A 17,335-nucleotide genomic window follows, 5' to 3' on the forward strand; every position below is an offset into this window, starting at 1 on the left:
CGAGCATGAAAGCGTTTTCCTTTGATCGCTCATGCCCGCTAACTTTACGTCTTGTCCCGATCGCCCCACCAAGGCCGGCCGAACATAGCCCACAAGCGCACACCGTCGCGAAATCATTGCCCCTCGAAGTCACTACCAGCGCCGCGTAAACTGCAACCCGTAGGTGCGCGGCGGTGCCAGAACACCTGAACCACGGCTGCCATCCAAGTCTCCGGTGATTGAGATGTTCGAGAAGACCCGGATGTTCGTCAGGTTGTCGACAAACGCGGCGATCTGGTCCCTGCCTCCGGGTGCCACCAGGGTAACGCGGGCCTTGAGCCACCAATAGGCTGCCTGGGTCGCGCGGGGGTCCTTGAAGGCCGAGAAGTAGATGGGATCTTGCCAGGTGGCTTCCCCTCGCGCCTTGATCGACCAATCCCCGGGAACGGCGAAGGATCGCTCGACGCCGACATTCGCCTTGAACGCCGGAGCCTGCGGCAGGGGATTTCCCGACAGATCGAGAACGCCCAGTTGCGGCGTCTTCGTGTTGACCGTCCGGTATTCGCTGAAGCGCGCGTGCAGGTAGGTTGCTGAGAGGTTGATACTCAGGTTCCGATCCGGCCGCGCGGAGACGCTCACCTCCACACCGTCGATCTTCGCCTTGGCCGCGTTTCGGATCAGGACGGTATTGGCGTCGACGTCCTGCACCTGCATGTCGGAATAGTCGTAGTGGAAGGCGCTCGCCCTGAGATACGCCATCGGACCGAAGTCCAGCTTCGTGCCGATCTCATACGACCAGAGGCTCTCCGGCTTGAAGGGGGTGTTCTGCCCGCTACCGACGTTGTAGCCGCCGCCCTTGAAGCCCCGGGAGGCGGTCGCATAGACCAGAGTTCCTGCCGTCGGCCGATATTCCAATGCCGCCTTGGGCGTGAAAGAGCGGAACCGCACAGGCGGCAACCGAGCATCATTCTGTAGCGCGAAGCCGACGAAATCGAGCAGGTTCGTGCCCGCGTGCCGATCCTGCGAGTAGCGTCCGCCCAAGGTTACCGCGAGCTTCGAGCCCACAGGAAGGGTCGCCTCCCCGAACGCAGCCCATGTGTCGGTCGCAGTGCTGCCATTCGCCTTCAGCAGGCAGCAGTCCGCGACGCCCTGCCCGCCCAAATATGCGGCGAGGAACGGGAAGAAGAACTCGTTCCGGATCGCGTTCCTCTCGCGAAAATAGGACAGACCGGCGACATAGCGCACGCGCGACCGGTCGGGATCGGAGGTCAGGATGATATCCTGGGTGACCTGCTCGGCCCGCTCCTGCTTGAACTGGGATTCGCCCAGCACCGTGCTGTTCGTGAGATCGTCGTAGTTTCGCGGACGGGTCCGGCGATATGCGCTCGTCCAGCTCAGTGTGCTGCCACCGAGATCGATAGCCACCGTGCTGCGCAGTCCCCAGTTCTTCGGCCTGTTGTATGGCATGATCGAGGTGGAGACCTGCCGGCGGCCATATTCACCGACCTCCCCCATCCCAACCCTCGCGTTGAACAACGGGCTATTATCGTAGCCGGGCCCGGAGAAGTGGAAGACGACCGCACGATCATCGGCGCTATAATAGTCGCCGGACAGATCGACCGTGACGTCCGGAGCCGGCCGCCACCTCAGTGAGAGGCGGGTCGTGACGTCGTGCTGATCCTCAGCATGGCGGATGATCTCCCCGCCGTCGGCGGTGCGGCCGAAGTAGAGGCGCGTATAGCCGGAATGATTGTTGCTGCCGACGGCCCAACGGAAGCTGAGGTTCGAGGTGATCGGTCCGCCGACGGCACCGACGACATCGACGTTGCTGTAGTTTCCCACCGTAGCCGATACGTCGCCTGTCCAGGTATCACTCGGGCTCCGGCTGACCAGGCTGATCGCTCCCGCCGTCGCGTTGCGTCCATAGAGCGTTCCCTGCGGGCCTTTGAGAACCTCCACGCGTTCGACATCGAACAACGCTGGAGCGATCGCCGACGGCCGGGACAGGTAGACGCCATCGGAATAGACGCCGATGCTGCTGTCGAAGCCGCCGATGAACGTGACCGCGCCCACGCCGCGGATGAAGAGCTGCGTCTCACCTTGATAGGCGGTCATCTGCATGCCGCTCTCGATTCTGGCCAATCCCTCAAACGTTCTCACGCTGGAGGCGCGCAGCCGGTCGGCGGTCAGGACGTCGATCGACGCCGGCACGTCTCGTTCGGCGCTCGGGCGGCGCTGGGCAGTCACGACGATCTCGGCCTCGCCGTCACCAGTTTGACTGTCGCTCGGTGCCATCGTCACGGAAGGCGCGCCGTCCTGCGCCAAAGCGGCACTGGACCAACACCCCGCCACGACGATGAATGCCATCGTCCTCGAAATCGCCACCCCGTCGAAACCCCGCCGCGCAATTGACCTCATGTGCGTTTCCGTGCCCCGGCCGCCCATTCCGATCATAACCTAGTGCATCAGGCCTTTGAACGAAAGAGGAACGCCCCACATATTCCGAAGTGATCCGCGCAACGACTGATCGGTCGAACGTCAGGTGGCGGCCGAGAGAGCCCGCGACTCCCGTCGTAGGACCGCCAGTGTCGCGGTGAATGCCGCGGCTCCGATGACGACCGCAACCAGCGAGCCCTCCGGCCCGAAAGGTCCCCCGTCACCCAAGACTGGAAGCCAGCCTTTGGAACGCTGACGAGAAGACTGCCGTCGCTCGACATCCCCGACACCGGCGCACCGAAGATACCGCCTTGTGCGAAGTTCCATCCCGCGTGGACACCGACCGACAGCCAGATCCGACCGGTCAGGAGATAGAAGCCGGCAAGCATTAGCCCCGCCTCGACCGCGATCGCCGCAGCCGTTATGATGGATGCATGGGGGTTCGCGAGATGTGCGCCGCCGAACAGAAGGGCGGAAAGGACGAGTGCCGGCCTTACGCGGATGGCGCATGCGAGCATGCGGAAGATCACCAGACGCGCAAGCAGTTCCTCCAGCATTCCGGTGCCCAATGCTTCGCGAACGTCGTGAGGAAAGTCCGACCATCGGCCGGTCGTGATTTCATAGGCTCCAGCCAGCCAAAGACCGCCCACGACAAGCGTCATCAACACGATGCCTAGCGCCACGCCTCCAACAAGTTCAGCCGGCATCCGACGGAGCGCAAGCTCCTCGACCCGGCGGCGCTCGAACCGCTGGACGAGACCAGCATATGCGCCATAGGCGAGCCCGACGGTGATGAATGCGATCCCCAGCAACAGCGTCCGGTTCGGCGCGACGCTGCGGACGATCGATTGAAGCGACAGGATCATCACCAGGACGATGAGAAGGCCCACGAGCCAGGCGAAACTGCGTAGCGGACTACGCGGTCCCGGCTTCAGGACCCCACTCGCCACGGGCAGATGTCGGGCGAGCCAAGCGGTCGCCGGCGGCTCGACCGGTCCCACCTGACGCCGTCTATGAAGCTTTCGCATAGGTGTAGCCCGCCTCCTGCAGCTCCACGAGATACGCCACGACACTGGGAACCAAAACGACGTCGTCGATCAAATTGTTCGTCAGGTCGGCGGCCACTGTATCGGGGTTACCGGTGCCCGACTTCGAGATGATCCCCCGCGCGATCGCGTGGATGGAATCATGGCACGCCACCATCACCGCGCCTCGACGCTGCAAGGTCGCGATGTTGTTGTTGCCGGCACCATAGAAGCCGTTCACGCTCTGGCGATCGTCGGCAGGAGACACCCCTCCCTCTCGGACACGAAGGAATTGCGGACGATCTGGCCACCAGCGTTCGCTGCCAGACCGTATCGATCCCACGTCGCCTGGTTGAACAGTGCCAGATGAGCGGTGCCATGAACGGCAGCGACCGGCAGGAAGTCGGGGTGGCCATGAGCGAACACCTGACCGTTCATCGCCTCGCGCATCAGGTTGAGCCACGGCGCGGCGATGTCCGAACTCTCCCACATCTGCTTCCTGTCGCCGCGATAGGAGAGCAGCAGGTCGGATGCCTCGTGATCCCACAGGTCACGTCGATCGATCATGAACGGCACTGTGTCGAAGCTGCGCCGGCGCGGAGCGGCCCGAAGCCGCCGCGAGAGTTCGGCGAGCGCACCGGATCCCGAAGCCAATGCGTTGCCAGCACCTGTCGAGCTGGCCTGACCAAATGCCGCACCCGGCATGGCCAGCAGCGCCGCGGCGCCGCCGAGCATCGTGAACGCGCGGCGCCGATCGAGGGGTGTTCGAACATCCCGGCCTCCTCAGTATGCGTAGACATTGGCGGCACGGCGCGCGATGCCGTCCATGAACATCGTCATGGCTCCGATCGTCGCTGGGTCCTCGATCTGATAGCGGGCAGCGAGCGTGTCGAGATTGGGGTAGCCGACCCAGGTGCGTCCGCGTGCATCCTCCCAAACCAGCATCCGCAGGGGCAGATCGAGGCCAATCGCCTGCGTCTCGGTCATGAGCTTGGTCCCCACCTTGGGGTTCCCAAAGGTGATGACGGTCGTCGGCCGCAGCTTGAGGTCCACGCCCTGCGCATTGGCGGCGTGGTCGACGGTCGCGAACACGGGGACCTTCGCGTCGGCAAGCGCGCTGCGTATCCGCGCGACCGTCTCGGCCGGGCCGTATTTGCTCTCCTCGACGACGATCTGCGCCTGGTCGACGCCCGGCCCGAGATCCGCCTTGTATGCCTGGGCGATCTGGCGGGCGAGGATCGTCAGATCGACACCCTCCTTGTTGGTCAGGAGCGTGACGCAGACGAGTTCGTCAGACGCCGTGAAACGGCTGAGGTAGGAGCTGAACCCAGGAGAATCCCCCTTCACCTCCATGAAGCCAGGATGGTGGGTGAACTCCCATCCGATCATCGCGGGGACCACTGTGCCATTGGCCAGCTTGCTCGGCATGTAGACGACGTCGCGATCCGCCAGCTCCTTGATCAGAACCGAACCGGCTAGGCCGATGTCCCACTTGCTGATGTCCTCGGCCGACGACCAGAGATCGCCGAAACCGAAGAGATTGGACGACGCCTCGGGTGCGACCTTCGTCGTCTGGCCGCCGACCATCCGGTAGCCGGTGGCCGGCTCGACCGGATTGATGAAGGGCTCCTCGGACTTGAAGTGCGAGTGCTGATTGTCGTTCGGATGCGCCGCCGGACGGTCGATCCTGGCACGCGCGCCAAACTCGTCGGCGAACATGGTGCTCTCGAGATGCATCGCGTCGATCTGGTGGCGACGGACGAACTCGCGATAGGGCACGCCGCTCGAATGCTGGACGACGAGCGCCAGCAGCGTCGCATCCGTCGCGCTCAGCGCGACCTGCGTTCCGCTCTTGAAGCGCAACGGCTCGGCCCGCACCAGGTTGAGAAGCTCGTGCGGCTTGTATTGCTTGGCCTCATCGATGTGCGCCCGATAGTCGGGAATGCCGGAGCTGTGCTGCATGAGTTGGAGAATGGTGATGCGGCTCCATGCCGCCGGGAGTTCAGGCACATACTTCGAAGCCGGATCCGACAGCTTCAGCTTCCCGGCCTCCTTCAGCTGCATGATCGCGACAGCGGTGAACGCCTGGGTGACCGGACCGATGTTCCACATGGTCTTGGTCGACGCGAGCTCGTCCAGCTCCAGGCTCGTCTTCCCATATCCGGCCGACCGGGGAATGTAGGGCGCCTGCACGATTGCCATCGTCAGTCCGGGCAGCTTGTGCTTCTCGATGAAGTCGGCGACCAGCTTGTCGATGGTTTCCCCGTAGGTGGCCAGCCGGTAGTCGCCGCGAGCGATCGGCAGGACCGGCGCCTGAGCCGTCTGGGCCATCGAAGCCGAGGGGACCATCGACGCGAGCGCGGCGGTGAGCACGAGGCGAGTGGAAAAGCTGGAGCGCATGTTCGTCCTTCCCTGCATGAGTTCGGCGCTTCGGGCGCCGAGAGTGGATGGACGCATCATTCGCAAGCGTGGGGCGGACCGGCCATTGGACGCTCGGCGAGTCCGCCCCCGACTTCGGTAGTGTCACACCTGACGTCGGTGTGGGCCTCAGCCCGCCTGGCCCACGGGAACGACGGCAGCGGCTGGCGCAGCCGCGGGCGGAACGAGTCGCCCACGGACAAGGAGGGCCAGCGTCCCGATGGCGATGCCGACGACGACAATGTTCGCCAGGAGGAACACGATCGGCGCGAGCGTGGCTATAGCACCTCCCGAATCCACCGGAGCCAGATGCACCATCGCGCCGGCGAGCGCCGTCGCGCCAAAGGTGAATGCCCAATAGCCCGGCCCGAAGGGCTGCTCTGCGATCCAGCGCGACAGGCGGATTAGCAGCATTGCCTGAAGAAGCCCGTAGCCAATAAGCAGATGCACCACGAGATCGGGGCTACCGTTTCCGACGGCCAGGTAGCTGACCGCTCCGACCGCCGGCGGGGCCAGCTGAATCCCGAGCGTCGGTCTCAGCGCGGGCGGCATGGATCCCGCGGTGTAGAGGCGCAGCAGCAGCACGGATTCCACGGCAAGCCAGGTGAAGAAGCCGGCGCCGAAGGCGAGCTGTCCCCACTCCTTCCATCCCAGGGAGGCCGCGACGGTGCCGGTGACGAAGCCGCCCGCGACCATCGGAAGGTAGAGAACAGGCGTGGTGGTACCGGGCGCACGACCGCCCTGCCAGAGGAGCCCTGTTCGCCACAGTGCGAAGAACAACGTGAAGCCGGCGCCAAGGAGGAACAGCGTGACCGCCAACGGACGTGAATAGACCAGCGCGCCCTGCGCGATGAGCAGCGTGCTGACGCCGGCGAGGCCGATGAAGCAGCACTGGACCGGATGCTCCGCCTCCTGCGCGGCGGCGGCCGGCGCCCAGACCCACTTCAGCGCGTAAAGGATTACGATTAGTAGCCACGCCGCAGACGCAGCGGCGAAGATGACATCCGCGACGACGGCCGGCGTTCCCCAGGCCGCATGCGCGGCCCGCCAAGCATTCGACAGCCCGGCGAGGCCAAGGACTATGCCGAAGAAGGATGCTGGAATGAGCGGTGGTCCGCCCGACTGTGTGCCCATGGGCGAATTCCTTTCTGACGCGCAGGATTGGCCGAGCAGGCGGCGTTCCTGCTGCTAGCGACGCCTGGCATCAGTCAGGGTGGGCCCTGACGAACTCGCGGCCAATCTGGACGGTGGTATGGCCGTCGCTGCCGAAGGTCGGGGCCAGCCTAGGGCAGATGGAGCACGTTGCCGCCCACGGAGAGCTCGACCCGGCGCTCGAGGCGCTCGGAATGCACGGTCACAGTGATCTCGAACGACCCCTTGCCTACGGTCAGTGCGAGCGCATGCCCACCCACAACGCCGAAGAGGACGTCACCGCCGCTGGCGTGGGCGTGAACCGATGGCTTGCCCTCCTTCCAGGCGAGCGTGCCGTTCAGGTTGGTGATCTCGAGCCGCTGGAAGTCCCCCGGATCATAGGCACCCTTCTCATGATTGAAGAAGCCGAAGCGAGCCTTCTCGACGAAGCCGAACCCGGAGATGCTTGCGCACGGGATGTCCTCCGCCTGCGTGATCGCCTCGAGGTGGGCGATGACGTCGTCGTCCTCTCTCAGAACCATCAGGTATCCCGTCGGGGTAGCTATATACCGGCGTGCGTCGCTCATCTCGTGCCTTCCTTCATCGCCCCCGAGCGATCTGCCACCGCAGGCCCGCAGCTGCCAATCCAGACGCTGGTATGGTGCCGGTTACGACCCGCGCGTCACGACGGTCTGCTCTGTCGAGTTTGACGGAACTCCGACGGCGTCCTGCCGGTCGATCTACGGAAGCTGTTGAAGAGATGCTGCGCATGGCTGCAACCGACGAATTTGAAGCCGAGCGCTTCCCAGCGACTAATCGTCGATCAGGCCGCCCCCGAGCCCGGTGTCGGCATGACCGTGCACGAGGCCATGCAGAAGATATGCGCCAACGTCATTAACGCGGGACTCATCAGGCGTCAGATCGCGGCCGGCGTCTTCGATCTTGAACTGATCGACAGCCTCCTCGGCCAGGCCATGGGCAGCAGCTACAAGGCCTCCGAGATCCTGATCGGCATCCACGAAGTCCCGGTCCGCCGGACCGCGTGACGACACGGCGATCGGCAAATAGTCTCAGCGGTTCAAAGCGCCGCTCCACGTTACCACGAGAACGTCGCGATGCGCCGCCCGATCCGGATAGACGGCACTGATCGCCGTCACGCCGTGCCGGATCCTCCGGTCGTCAAGCAGCACGGCCTCACCCGGATCGCGCAGGACGAAATCGTCCATGCGACCAGCCTCGTCGACAACCCGCGTCGACCCCGCCTGGACGTTGAGACGGTCAATGAGCATGACGAGCACCCAATCGACGCCGTCGCGGTGCATCCCCTCCGGCGTCGGCAGTCCGGGATCATCCCCACGTGCCTCGATCCGGAATTGATGAAGTTCTCCATTCCAGCGCGGATCGGCAGCTCCGGCCTCCACATGTGAGAAAATGCGGGTGCACGTCGAGATGATCCGGCGCGTGAGCCGGTGGTCGGTCAGCACATGGGTCGCAGGTTCGAACCACCGGTCCGTCCCGCCGTTCAACGCATTGTAGTTCGTGCTCTGGAAATGAGGCTGGTGGGGCTTTCGAACGATCTCGTCACCGTCGAACGCGAAGGCCGCATACCGCCTGCGGCGATACCGCCCGCCGTCGGCCATGTGCTGGTCGAGGGGCATGCCCTCCCACTGCCCCGCAAAGCTCGCAAACTCGTCCCGGTCGATGTTGCCGACCAGGCCGCGCAGATCATCCGCTGTGAGATGGACATAACCGGTCTCCAGCAACTCGCTGGCGATCCAGTTCGCGATTTCGATCTTCGTTTCGATGTTCGTGACCTCTGACGATACCCATCAAATCGGCGTTGGCACTCATGGGCGCAAGTTCCCTCCCGCCATACCTTGGTCGGTCACCGACCACACCCTTGGCGAATGCCTCTCGGAGCGAGCCCGGACTACCCTCGCGCCAACGAAGCATGATTCACGAGGGACACGACATGGCGCGAACCGATCTGACCACAGCCGCGGGCACGCCCGTCGTCGACAACGTCAACATCATGACGGCGGGACCACGCGGCCCCGCCCTCCTCCAGGACGTTTGGCTCATCGAGAAGCTCGCCCATTTCGACCGCGAGGTGATCCCGGAGCGCCGCATGCATGCCAAGGGCTGGGGTGCCTTCGGCACGTTCACGGTGACACACGACATCTCGGCCTTCACTAAGGCAAATATCTTCTCCGAGATCGGCAAGGAGACGCCGCTGTTCATGCGCTTCTCGACGGTCGCGGGGGAGCGCGGGGCCGCCGACGCCGAACGCGACATCCGGGGCTTTTCGGTCAAGTTCTACACCGAGGAAGGCAACTGGGACGTCGTCGGCAACAACACGCCCGTCTTCTTCTTCCGCGACCCTCTCCGCTTCCCCGATCTTAACCACGTGGTGAAGCGCGATCCGCGCACCGGTCTCCGGAGCGCCCAGAACAACTGGGACTTTTGGAGCCTGCTCCCCGAGGCCCTCCACCAGGTGACCATCGTCATGTCCGACCGCGGCATCCCACGCGGCTTCCGGCACATGCATGGCTTCGGCAGCCACACCTACAGCATGATCGACGCCGAGAACCGGCGCGTATGGGTGAAATTCCACTTCCGCTGCCGCCAGGGCGTCGAAAACCTGACGGACGCCGAGGCTGAGGCCGTCGTCAGCAAGGACCGCGAGAGCAGCGGACGTGATCTCTTGGAGGCCATCGACGCCGGCGACTTCCCGCGCTGGCAGTTGTGCATCCAGGTCATGACCGAGGATCAGGCGCGCGAGCACCGGCACAACCCCTTCGATCTCACGAAGGTCTGGCCCAAGGGTGAGTATCCTCTGATCCCGGTCGGCGAGGTCGAACTTAACCGGAACCCGGAGAACTTCTTCGCCGACGTCGAGCAAGCAGCCTTCACGCCCGCCAACATCGTCCCCGGCATCGGCTTCTCGCCCGACAAGATGCTCCAGGCGCGCCTCTTCTCCTATGGTGACGCGGCCCGCTACCGCCTCGGAGTCAACCATCACTCGATCCCGGTCAACGCGCCGAGGTGCCCATTCCACAGCTATCACCGCGACGGGCAGATGAGGGTCGACGGCAACCTCGGTGGCACCACGCCATACTGGCCCAACAGCGCCGGCGAGTGGCAGGATCATCCTGAGCTGAAGGAGACACCGCTGCCGATCGGCGATCTCGCCGACCATTGGGACCACCGTGTCGACGAAGACTATTTCGAGCAGCCGGGCATCCTCTTCCGCAACATGGACGAGGCGGCGAAGCGGCGGCTTTTCGAGAACACTGCGCGGGCGATTAGCGATGCCAGCGACGAGGTGAAGCAGCGCCATATCGCTAACTGCACCTCCGCCGATCCGGCCTATGGGGCGGGTGTCGCTGCGGCGATCGGTCTTTGACCGACAGTCGTTGCCGGCGGTCTCCGCCGCTGCTCCGCTCAGGACGGTCTACAAGCCGATCCTCGGGCGGTGCCGGCGGCGACTGAAGGCTTGGCCGCTCAGCTTCAACCCGGACCAATTCGATCTCATCTCCGAATTGGGTTCTGGCCCCTAGTTCTCCGTGACGACACGGTCCGCATAGGCCTGCTGCGCATCACGGACAGCTGCAGCGTGCTCTCTAGACCAGCCCCGAAGACATCACCGCGATCCTCTGCACCCACATCCATCCCGACCACACCAACGGACTAATCGACGCAGCTGGAGAGCTGTTCGGTGATCGGGCCGGAGACAGTGCCCTTGACGCGGTACTCGTCCTGCTCGGCGATGGTCGCGTCGGCGTGGGCGGTCAGGTGGTCGGATGGGCGCGCGGTGACGACGCTGATGACGCCGCCCGTCGCGTTCTTGCCGAACAGCGTGCCCTGCGGCCCGCGCAGCACCTCGACCCGTTCGAGGTCGGCGAGATCGACGAACCCCTGCGCCTGGCGCGCCATGACCACGCCGTCTATCACGGTCGAGACCGACGATTCCGAGCCCTGGTTGAACAGCGAAGTGCCGATGCCGCGCACCCGGAAGGTGGAGTTCGAGACGTTGTTGCCCTGCGTGTAGGTCAGCGAAGGCACTGCCGCGACGAGGCCGCTGGTGTCGTTGATCTGCTGCCGGCTCAGCGTCTCGGCGGACAGCGCGCTCACCGCGAGGGGAACGTCCTGAAGCCGCTCGGTGCGCTTCTGGGCTGTCACAACGATCTCGCCGCCAGCTTCGCCCTGCGCAGGTCCCTCCTGCGCCAGCGCTGCGGCGGGGCACAGGGCAGAGCCGCCCATCAGGGCCGCCAACAGAGCCTGCTTCATCGAGTGCGAATTGATGGATTTCACTTGCATGTTCCCCCGAGAATACGCACGCGCAGGACCTCCGCCAGAAGCCGATACTTCTCGCGTGCCGCGCATGCGGAACCGAAATGTGGACCGAATTGCCGGCGTCTGCCGGCGCTAGATCGCTTTGCTCATTTGGACACCGCCCTGATTTTTCGACTCGACATCAACCTGGCGTGATCACCTCGGCATGCCGGTGGCGAACGGGCGCAATCGCCACGTTCGCCATTTCTCTACCTAACCGATAGAATTAAGTTTGGTCAATGAACTAAAGCTCGCGACGGCAAAAGCATCGCTTTATCAACCAGTGGGGGCGTACCGGTACAACGCTTCCAGCGCGAGCGAGGCGGCACCTTTCCAGTAATCTTCCTCGGCTATCGTGCGGAATTCCACGCTGGTGCAGGGCAATAACGTTCGCAGCGTCTGCGCGGCGAGCGCGGAGTGGAACGCCGGGCTGATGAGGCCCGGCAGGGCTGCGGCGGCGGTGACGATCAAGACCCGGCCAGGATCGCTCTCGTTAATGTGCCCGGCAACGGCCGTGCCGAGCGCCCTCCCCGCGGTTTCGAACAGTGCCACCGCGGCCGCATCCCCCGCTCGAGCGCGGTCGACGAGGTCGACGAATTGCACACTCATAGTGGCAGCCGCCTCGCCCTGCGCGTGGCGAAGGATGCCCATGACGCTGGCATAGGCGGCGAGGCAGCCCGACCCGCCGCAGAAGCACGGCCGGCCGCCCTCAAAGGCGACCTTAACGTGGGCGAACTCGGAATTCATGCCATGGGTGCCGGTCTGGAGCAGTCCGCCGCGATATCGCGCAGCGCCCATCCCACGCTCCAACAGGGCGATGCACGAGAAGTCGTCGGCGATTTCGCCCGTGCCGAACCAGTGCTCTGCACGGGCGACGACGCTGGCACGGTTGTCGACCGTGACAGGAAATCCAAGCCTCGCGGCGACGCGCGAGCCGATCGCCTGGGGCTCGTGCCAGCCGTGCTGCGGCATCCAGTGTACGACACCGCGATACCGGTCCACCTGCGCGGGCAGCACGACTGCCGCATGACGCAGGAGCATGCGCGCAATGCCGCTGCGCCCGATCGCGGCGTCGATCACCTCTGCTGCCCGGTCCGCGAGACGGTTGAGCCCGGGATCGCCGAGGTCGCCGAACTCAGAATAGACCCGCTCGCCATTGAGATCGATTACGTCGAGCGAAACCTGACCATCGCTCAGCGGGATCAGGGCGATAGCGTATGCGGCCTCCGCCACGATCCGCAGGTCGATACGTGGCCGCCCCCGGGCCGAAGCGGCACCGGGCAGTTCGGCCAGTACACCTTTACGAACGAGCTCCGCCGTCAGCTCGGTGACCATGCCTTTGGAAAGTCCGGTGGCCTGGACCAGTTCGACCCGCGAGATAGCTCCGGCGCGGCGCACATGTTTCAAGAGCCGAACCCGGCTGGCGTCCTGTTCGATGGGAGTCACGCCCTGCTTCTAGTGGCCCGATCCCGATGCGCGCAATGATATTGCACCGGCGACGCTGGGCAAGGGATGTCCGAGGCCAACCGAGATTTAAGCGCATCGAGAATTTTCAATGATATTTGCAGGGCCCGCCCTCAAAGACGACCTTCAAGGTTCCATCCCGGCTCGCCCAAACTCGCCTTTCGTTCACGCGGGTTTCCATTTCCGGCCACCGATGGCCGGATGGCCTCGCGCTTGCAGGATTTTGTCGCGCGGGGCATGGTCCGGCTATGCGCAAGCCCTACGATCCCTACGCCTATATCATCCGCCTCGAAGCCCGGATTTCCGGCATCGAACCAGCGATCCACCGCACGTTGGAGCTGCCCAAGGATCTTAACTTCGCGCAGCTTCACGAGGTGTTGCAGGCGGCATTCGGGTGGACCGACAGCCACCTGCACCAGTTCTATGTCGGGGGCCTGATCATCGGGGCGCCGGAGGCCATTGAGGATGCGGCCTATGGTCCAAGGGTGTTTGAAGCTACGGACGTCCAGCTCAAGGATCTTACGTTCCCCTATGAGGTGGATCCGACGCTCACCATCACCTATCAATACGACTTTGGCGATAACTGGCAGCACAGACTGGTGCTGCGCCGGGGCGAGGTCGAGGATGCGGTCAAGTATCCCCGCTGCATCGTCGGCGATCGAGCGGCCCCGCCAGAGGATGTCGGCGGATACCGAGGATATGCCGACTTCTTCGAGGCATGGCTTGATGCCAAGCATGAAGAGCACAAGGCGGTGCGCCGATGGGCGGGTAAGAAGTTCGATCCAGAACGCTTCGACCTTGATGCGACCAACAAGGCCATCACCAAGGCCATGCGCGCTTGCGGAGGCGATTACCGGCAAAGGCAAATCTAAGCCGATTTTTAGATTGTGACCTTCCCCATCCTATTGAAGTATCTCCGCCCTGATTCCGGACATTCCCGAGGTACCAACCTGGTCCCCGAAATCGCTCGTTCGTCCAGGGATAGCATTCCGAGAAATGTGCCTATGGGCTTGTGCTCAAGCGATACGAAACCGAGACAGGCGTCCATGTCGATCTGAAGACCGGTCCTGCAGGATTGATGCGCGAGAAGATCGAGGCCGGCGACAAAGTCGACCTTTTCGTCTCCGCCAACATGACGCATCCGCAAAAGCTCCACGACGAGGGCAAGGCTAGCGCCGTCACAGTATTCGCGCGCAACCGGCTATGCGTCTATGCCGTGCCGGAAGTCGGCATGACGACCGCCAACGTGCTCGACCGCCTGCTCGACTCCAAGGTCCGCATCGGTACGTCCACGCCCAAGGCGGACCCTGGCGGGGATTATGCGCAGGAACTGTTCGACAAGGCCGACACCGTCCGCCCCGGCGCAACAGCCCGGCTGAAGGTGAAGGCCAGGGCCGTGGTTGGTGCGACCGTCGAGCCGGCAGTCGTCAAAGGCAAGAACCAGCGAGAAGCCATGCTCGAACGCGGCACCGACGTGTCGATCGGCTACTGCAGTTCGCGCAACACGACGCCTGACCCAAGCGTCACCAAAGTAGAGTTGCCGCCCGAACTTGCCGTCACGGCGGACTACGGCATGGCCATCGTCACGACCGGCAAGGATGCGCCAAGGGAGGCAGCTGCGGCTCGATTGGCTCTTTTCCTGCTCTCTCCTGCCACGCAGAGCATTTTGCCGGGGTATGGATTTAGCCTGCGATAATAGGACGCACATGCCGCCGGGAGAGCCGTCGGCGAACGCTCAGCGCCGGCCAGCGTCAGAGGCAGGATGTCGCCTGCAAAGCCGGGGTGGATGCCGCAGCCGTGGAACGATACGTTGCCCTCGCGGCAAGCCACTTCGATACGCGCGGTCTCCTCGGGCAGCCACTTGTTTGGCAGGAACGGACCGGCCGGCGACACGACGTTCTTGCCCGAGGCAAGCAGCTGGCACACCTGCTCCAGCGGCGGCGTCATCATGCTGGGCGAGAAAAGAACGCAGTCGGCCTCCATCGCCAGGATCGCGTCGATGTCGTCGGTCGCGCTGACGCCGGTGGCGGGCAGGCCAACCAGGTCTCCGGCATCCTTGCCGACCTTTTCCGGATTGGTAACGTAGACCCCGACAAGGTCTATCACCGGATTCTCGATGAAGTATCGGAGCGCAGCGCTGCCGACCGTGCCGGTGGCCCACTGGATGACGCGATAGGTCTGTTCAGTCATGATGCGTTATCCTCAGTTCAGGCCGCGGCTCTGGCCGCCATCGACGCGGTAATTGGCGCCGGTGATGAAACCGGAAAGCGGGCTGGCGAGCAGGCATGCCACCATGGCCAGTTCGGACGGCTTGCCGACCCGGCCGACGGGCGGAATCTCGAACACCTGCGCCTCGCCGAAGCGCTGGCAGACGTCCCGAAGCTCATGTCGGGATCGCCGAACTTTTCGCGCCCGAAGCGCAGCAAACCGTCGACCATGATAATGCCGGGCGTGAGGATGTTGGCCGTCACGCCGACGCCGCGCAGCGATCCCGCAAGGCTCACGGTGAAGTTGTTGAGCGCAGCCTTCGCGGCGGAATAGTCCGCGCCCATGTAATTGGGCTGCATCGCCACAGCGCTCGACACGTTGACGATGCGCCCGAAGCCCGCCGCCACCATGTCGGGCACGCACAGCTGGCACAGCTGCACTGCGCCTAGCGTGTTCGCGCGGTAGTTCGACAGAAAGTCGGTCGCGTCGATCTCCACCGGCGCCTTGGACGAGTTGCCTTCCGAATTGCCGCCGGCATTGTTGATCAGTATTTCAACGTAGCCGCCGAGCGCTGCGACCGCCTCGGCATGGACGGCCTGCGCGCCGCCATCATCGGCAAGCTCACCGATGGCGATCCCGGCCGCACCTATAGTGTTGGCGACGGCCTGAGCACGGTCGCGATTGCGGCCGTGGACGACAACCTGCGCGCCCTCCTCGGCCAGCATGCGGGCGATGGCCTCGCCGATGCCGCTACTGCTGCCGGTGACCAGCGCGCGCCGTCCTGCCAGGTTCAGGTCCATCCGTGTCTCTCCCAATCGCTTGCCGCGCAGACACCACGATGCGTGCCACCGTTCCATTCCCAAATGGGGATCCGCCGCCGGCCTGTCTCCGGGTGGCCGCCCTATTCATAGACAGGAACCTAGCCGCCGCGTCCGCAGCGGTCGCCAAGAGTTGGGTTGCGGCAAAAGCAGGGGTTGACGAACAGTTCAGCAAATGTCTGAAGTTGGTCGCGACCTGCCGGATGCCCCCTGCTCTGTCCGGCGATCTCCCCTTGTGAGACGCTCAGCGATCAAATCTTGGTCCCTCGATACAGACCGTCTGGTTCCAACAGCTCGCGACCGAGCCCGGACGTTCAGGCTCGCCCCAAGAATGGCTGATCTTGCCCCGAGCCACCGTTCGACGGGTTCTATGACCGGCCGGGTGACCCAGCGCACGGTCACACATGAGTGGATTCACGCTGGACGAGCTCTACGTCCAGCGTGACACGCCGTGTCGGCCGGGGGGATCTGCGGTTGTCGCAGGATGTTCTCGACGAGATGGACGTCGTGGCGGGCACCTGAAATCTGCCGCTGTCAGAGGGTGGACGCGCGGTGTTCAACCGATCACGGTCCCGGCGAATGCCGCAGCTGCCTCAAGGCCATCCTGCCCGACGCTGTGGCCCAGCCCTGGCGAGACGTGCATCTCGACAGGCACGCCAGCTGCCGTGAGTGCGGCGTTGGCAAGATCCATGGAACGGAACGGCACGACCTCGTCTTGCGTACCGTGGATCAGCAGGACCGGAGGGCGGCTGCGGATATCCCCTTCCAGCAAATCCGGTGCGACCAGCATGCCCGAAATCCCGACGATCCCGGCGACGGTTTCTTTCCGGCGCAACCCGACGTGGAGTGCCATCATCGTCCCCTGACTGAACCCGACGAGTAGCAGGCGGTCGCCGGTCAACCCGGCCGCTTCAAGTTCTGCAGTAAGGAAAGCATCGAGAGCCGGCGCCGCAGCTGCCGCGCCAGCCGCACGTTCCGCCGGCGAGAAGGTATCGATCGGCCACCACTGGTAAGCGGCTGCCATGTGAGGGATGTGCGAAGGGGCATTTGGCGCCACAAAGGCCGCATCCGGCAAGGCGGGCTGGATCATGCGTGCCAGCGAGATCAGATCTTCGCCATTGGAGCCGTATCCATGAAGCAGGACCACCAGTCCTTTGGGGGCCGTGCCGGAGAGCGTGGCGAGGCGGGGGCCGTCGAGCATCAGGATAATCCTTTTAGATTGGCGATCTCAGCATAAATGCCTGCATCATGAAATGCGAGGATCCGACCCATTGTCCCCTTCCCGCCATCGACCCTTTGTCGCCATTCCGCCCCCAATTTTTCGTTCCTAGGTGCGGTCCGTCCGCTAAGCGGCAGTCGCGACCAGACCCAGTCATTCGGCACCGCCTCGGCGAGCAGCCCCTTCTGAAGAAAGCTTCCGATCGCGCTGGCCGAGCGGATGATCCAGAAAGCGCTCGAGAGCTCGCCATTGCCCGCGGCAACAATTCGAAGCAATATATGCGTGGACACTTCAGTCGAGGA

16 protein-coding genes and 2 pseudogenes are annotated in these 17,335 nt (G+C 64.1%); 4 read left to right on the forward strand and 14 right to left on the reverse strand.

Annotation, left to right across the window (positions count from 1 at the left end; all coding sequences use genetic code 11):
* Positions 1 to 132: 132 nt before the first annotated feature.
* The 7 genes from KZO24_RS27640 to KZO24_RS27670 form a co-directional block, all read right to left on the reverse strand.
* A complete protein-coding gene (locus tag KZO24_RS27640) occupies positions 133 to 2,346 on the reverse strand; it encodes a TonB-dependent receptor (protein WP_486488267.1) in 2,214 nt (737 codons plus the stop codon).
* Positions 2,347 to 2,444: 98 nt separating this feature from the next.
* Positions 2,445 to 3,305, reverse strand: coding sequence for a CPBP family intramembrane glutamic endopeptidase (locus tag KZO24_RS27645; RefSeq protein WP_486488268.1), 861 nt, complete (start codon positions 3,303 to 3,305; stop codon positions 2,445 to 2,447).
* Between the two features lie 121 nt (positions 3,306 to 3,426).
* Positions 3,427 to 3,681, reverse strand: coding sequence for a hypothetical protein (locus tag KZO24_RS27650; RefSeq protein WP_486488269.1), 255 nt, complete (start codon positions 3,679 to 3,681; stop codon positions 3,427 to 3,429).
* Positions 3,678 to 4,175: a hypothetical protein gene (locus KZO24_RS27655; protein WP_486488270.1), complete on the reverse strand. Its 498-nt coding sequence runs from the start codon at positions 4,173 to 4,175 to the stop codon at positions 3,678 to 3,680. Before KZO24_RS27655 ends, KZO24_RS27650 begins: the two co-directional genes overlap by 4 nt.
* Before the next feature lie 48 nt (positions 4,176 to 4,223).
* On the reverse strand, positions 4,224 to 5,840 hold the full coding sequence (locus KZO24_RS27660) for a serine hydrolase (protein ID WP_486488271.1): 1,617 nt from the start codon (positions 5,838 to 5,840) through the stop codon (positions 4,224 to 4,226).
* A 147-nt stretch (positions 5,841 to 5,987) separates the two neighbouring features.
* The gene (tehA, locus tag KZO24_RS27665; protein ID WP_486488272.1) at positions 5,988 to 6,992 is read right to left on the reverse strand and encodes a dicarboxylate transporter/tellurite-resistance protein TehA; all 1,005 of its coding nucleotides are present in this window, start codon (positions 6,990 to 6,992) and stop codon (positions 5,988 to 5,990) included.
* A 149-nt stretch (positions 6,993 to 7,141) separates the two neighbouring features.
* Complete coding sequence (locus tag KZO24_RS27670) at positions 7,142 to 7,576, reverse strand: PPC domain-containing DNA-binding protein (RefSeq protein WP_486488273.1); 435 nt, start codon at positions 7,574 to 7,576, stop codon at positions 7,142 to 7,144.
* Positions 7,577 to 7,840: 264 nt separating this feature from the next.
* On the opposite strand from KZO24_RS27670, the gene KZO24_RS27675 reads away from it, so the two are divergent.
* The gene (locus KZO24_RS27675; protein ID WP_486488274.1) at positions 7,841 to 8,035 is read left to right on the forward strand and encodes a hypothetical protein; all 195 of its coding nucleotides are present in this window, start codon (positions 7,841 to 7,843) and stop codon (positions 8,033 to 8,035) included.
* Between the two features lie 24 nt (positions 8,036 to 8,059).
* Here the strand turns inward: KZO24_RS27675 and KZO24_RS27680 are convergent, their stop codons facing one another.
* On the reverse strand, positions 8,060 to 8,752 hold the full coding sequence (locus KZO24_RS27680) for a 2OG-Fe dioxygenase family protein (RefSeq protein ID WP_486488275.1): 693 nt from the start codon (positions 8,750 to 8,752) through the stop codon (positions 8,060 to 8,062).
* Positions 8,753 to 8,961: 209 nt separating this feature from the next.
* Here KZO24_RS27680 and KZO24_RS27685 point away from each other — a divergent pair, with 209 nt between their 5' ends.
* Complete coding sequence (locus KZO24_RS27685) at positions 8,962 to 10,395, forward strand: catalase (protein ID WP_486488276.1); 1,434 nt, start codon at positions 8,962 to 8,964, stop codon at positions 10,393 to 10,395.
* Between the two features lie 284 nt (positions 10,396 to 10,679).
* On the opposite strand, the gene KZO24_RS27690 is transcribed toward KZO24_RS27685, so the two are convergent.
* Entirely contained in the window at positions 10,680 to 11,303 is a 624-nt protein-coding gene (locus tag KZO24_RS27690) for a TonB-dependent receptor (protein ID WP_486488277.1), read from the reverse strand.
* A gap of 297 nt (positions 11,304 to 11,600) precedes the next feature.
* Positions 11,601 to 12,770: an ROK family protein gene (locus KZO24_RS27695; RefSeq protein WP_486488278.1), complete on the reverse strand. Its 1,170-nt coding sequence runs from the start codon at positions 12,768 to 12,770 to the stop codon at positions 11,601 to 11,603.
* Positions 12,771 to 13,036: 266 nt separating this feature from the next.
* On the opposite strand from KZO24_RS27695, the gene KZO24_RS27700 reads away from it, so the two are divergent.
* Together KZO24_RS27700 and modA are read left to right on the forward strand one after the other, a co-directional pair.
* Complete coding sequence (locus KZO24_RS27700) at positions 13,037 to 13,660, forward strand: plasmid pRiA4b ORF-3 family protein (protein WP_486488279.1); 624 nt, start codon at positions 13,037 to 13,039, stop codon at positions 13,658 to 13,660.
* A 140-nt stretch (positions 13,661 to 13,800) separates the two neighbouring features.
* Complete coding sequence (gene modA / locus KZO24_RS27705; protein WP_486488280.1) at positions 13,801 to 14,484, forward strand: molybdate ABC transporter substrate-binding protein; 684 nt, start codon at positions 13,801 to 13,803, stop codon at positions 14,482 to 14,484.
* 320 nt (positions 14,485 to 14,804) lie between these two features.
* Here the strand turns inward: modA and KZO24_RS27710 are convergent.
* From KZO24_RS27710 to KZO24_RS27725, 4 genes and pseudogenes are all read right to left on the reverse strand, one after another.
* A pseudogene (locus KZO24_RS27710) lies at positions 14,805 to 14,978 on the reverse strand (hypothetical protein); the annotation flags it as partial.
* A 12-nt stretch (positions 14,979 to 14,990) separates the two neighbouring features.
* Entirely contained in the window at positions 14,991 to 15,083 is a 93-nt protein-coding gene (locus KZO24_RS27715) for a hypothetical protein (protein ID WP_486488281.1), read from the reverse strand.
* Between the two features lie 200 nt (positions 15,084 to 15,283).
* Positions 15,284 to 15,853: pseudogene (locus tag KZO24_RS27720) on the reverse strand (SDR family NAD(P)-dependent oxidoreductase); the annotation flags it as partial.
* A 517-nt stretch (positions 15,854 to 16,370) separates the two neighbouring features.
* Complete coding sequence (locus KZO24_RS27725; protein WP_486488282.1) at positions 16,371 to 17,015, reverse strand: alpha/beta hydrolase; 645 nt, start codon at positions 17,013 to 17,015, stop codon at positions 16,371 to 16,373.
* Positions 17,016 to 17,335: the final 320 nt, after the last annotated feature.

Source organism: Novosphingobium sp. NFX11 (genome assembly GCF_057376415.1).

Excerpts from the sequence above, each read along its gene's own strand:
- KZO24_RS27670 (WP_486488273.1), bottom strand. The coding sequence starts at position 7,576 with ATGAGCGACGCACGCCGGTATATAGCTACCCCGACGGGATACCTGATG.
- KZO24_RS27675 (WP_486488274.1), top strand. The coding sequence starts at position 7,841 with ATGACCGTGCACGAGGCCATGCAGAAGATATGCGCCAACGTCATTAAC.
- KZO24_RS27685 (WP_486488276.1), top strand. The coding sequence starts at position 8,962 with ATGGCGCGAACCGATCTGACCACAGCCGCGGGCACGCCCGTCGTCGAC.
- tehA (WP_486488272.1), bottom strand. The coding sequence starts at position 6,992 with ATGGGCACACAGTCGGGCGGACCACCGCTCATTCCAGCATCCTTCTTC.
- KZO24_RS27725 (WP_486488282.1), bottom strand. The coding sequence starts at position 17,015 with ATGCTCGACGGCCCCCGCCTCGCCACGCTCTCCGGCACGGCCCCCAAA.
- KZO24_RS27700 (WP_486488279.1), top strand. The coding sequence starts at position 13,037 with ATGCGCAAGCCCTACGATCCCTACGCCTATATCATCCGCCTCGAAGCC.
- KZO24_RS27660 (WP_486488271.1), bottom strand. The coding sequence starts at position 5,840 with ATGCGCTCCAGCTTTTCCACTCGCCTCGTGCTCACCGCCGCGCTCGCG.
- KZO24_RS27715 (WP_486488281.1), bottom strand. The coding sequence starts at position 15,083 with ATGGTGGCATGCCTGCTCGCCAGCCCGCTTTCCGGTTTCATCACCGGC.
- KZO24_RS27655 (WP_486488270.1), bottom strand. The coding sequence starts at position 4,175 with ATGCTCGGCGGCGCCGCGGCGCTGCTGGCCATGCCGGGTGCGGCATTT.
- KZO24_RS27640 (WP_486488267.1), bottom strand. The coding sequence starts at position 2,346 with ATGGCATTCATCGTCGTGGCGGGGTGTTGGTCCAGTGCCGCTTTGGCG.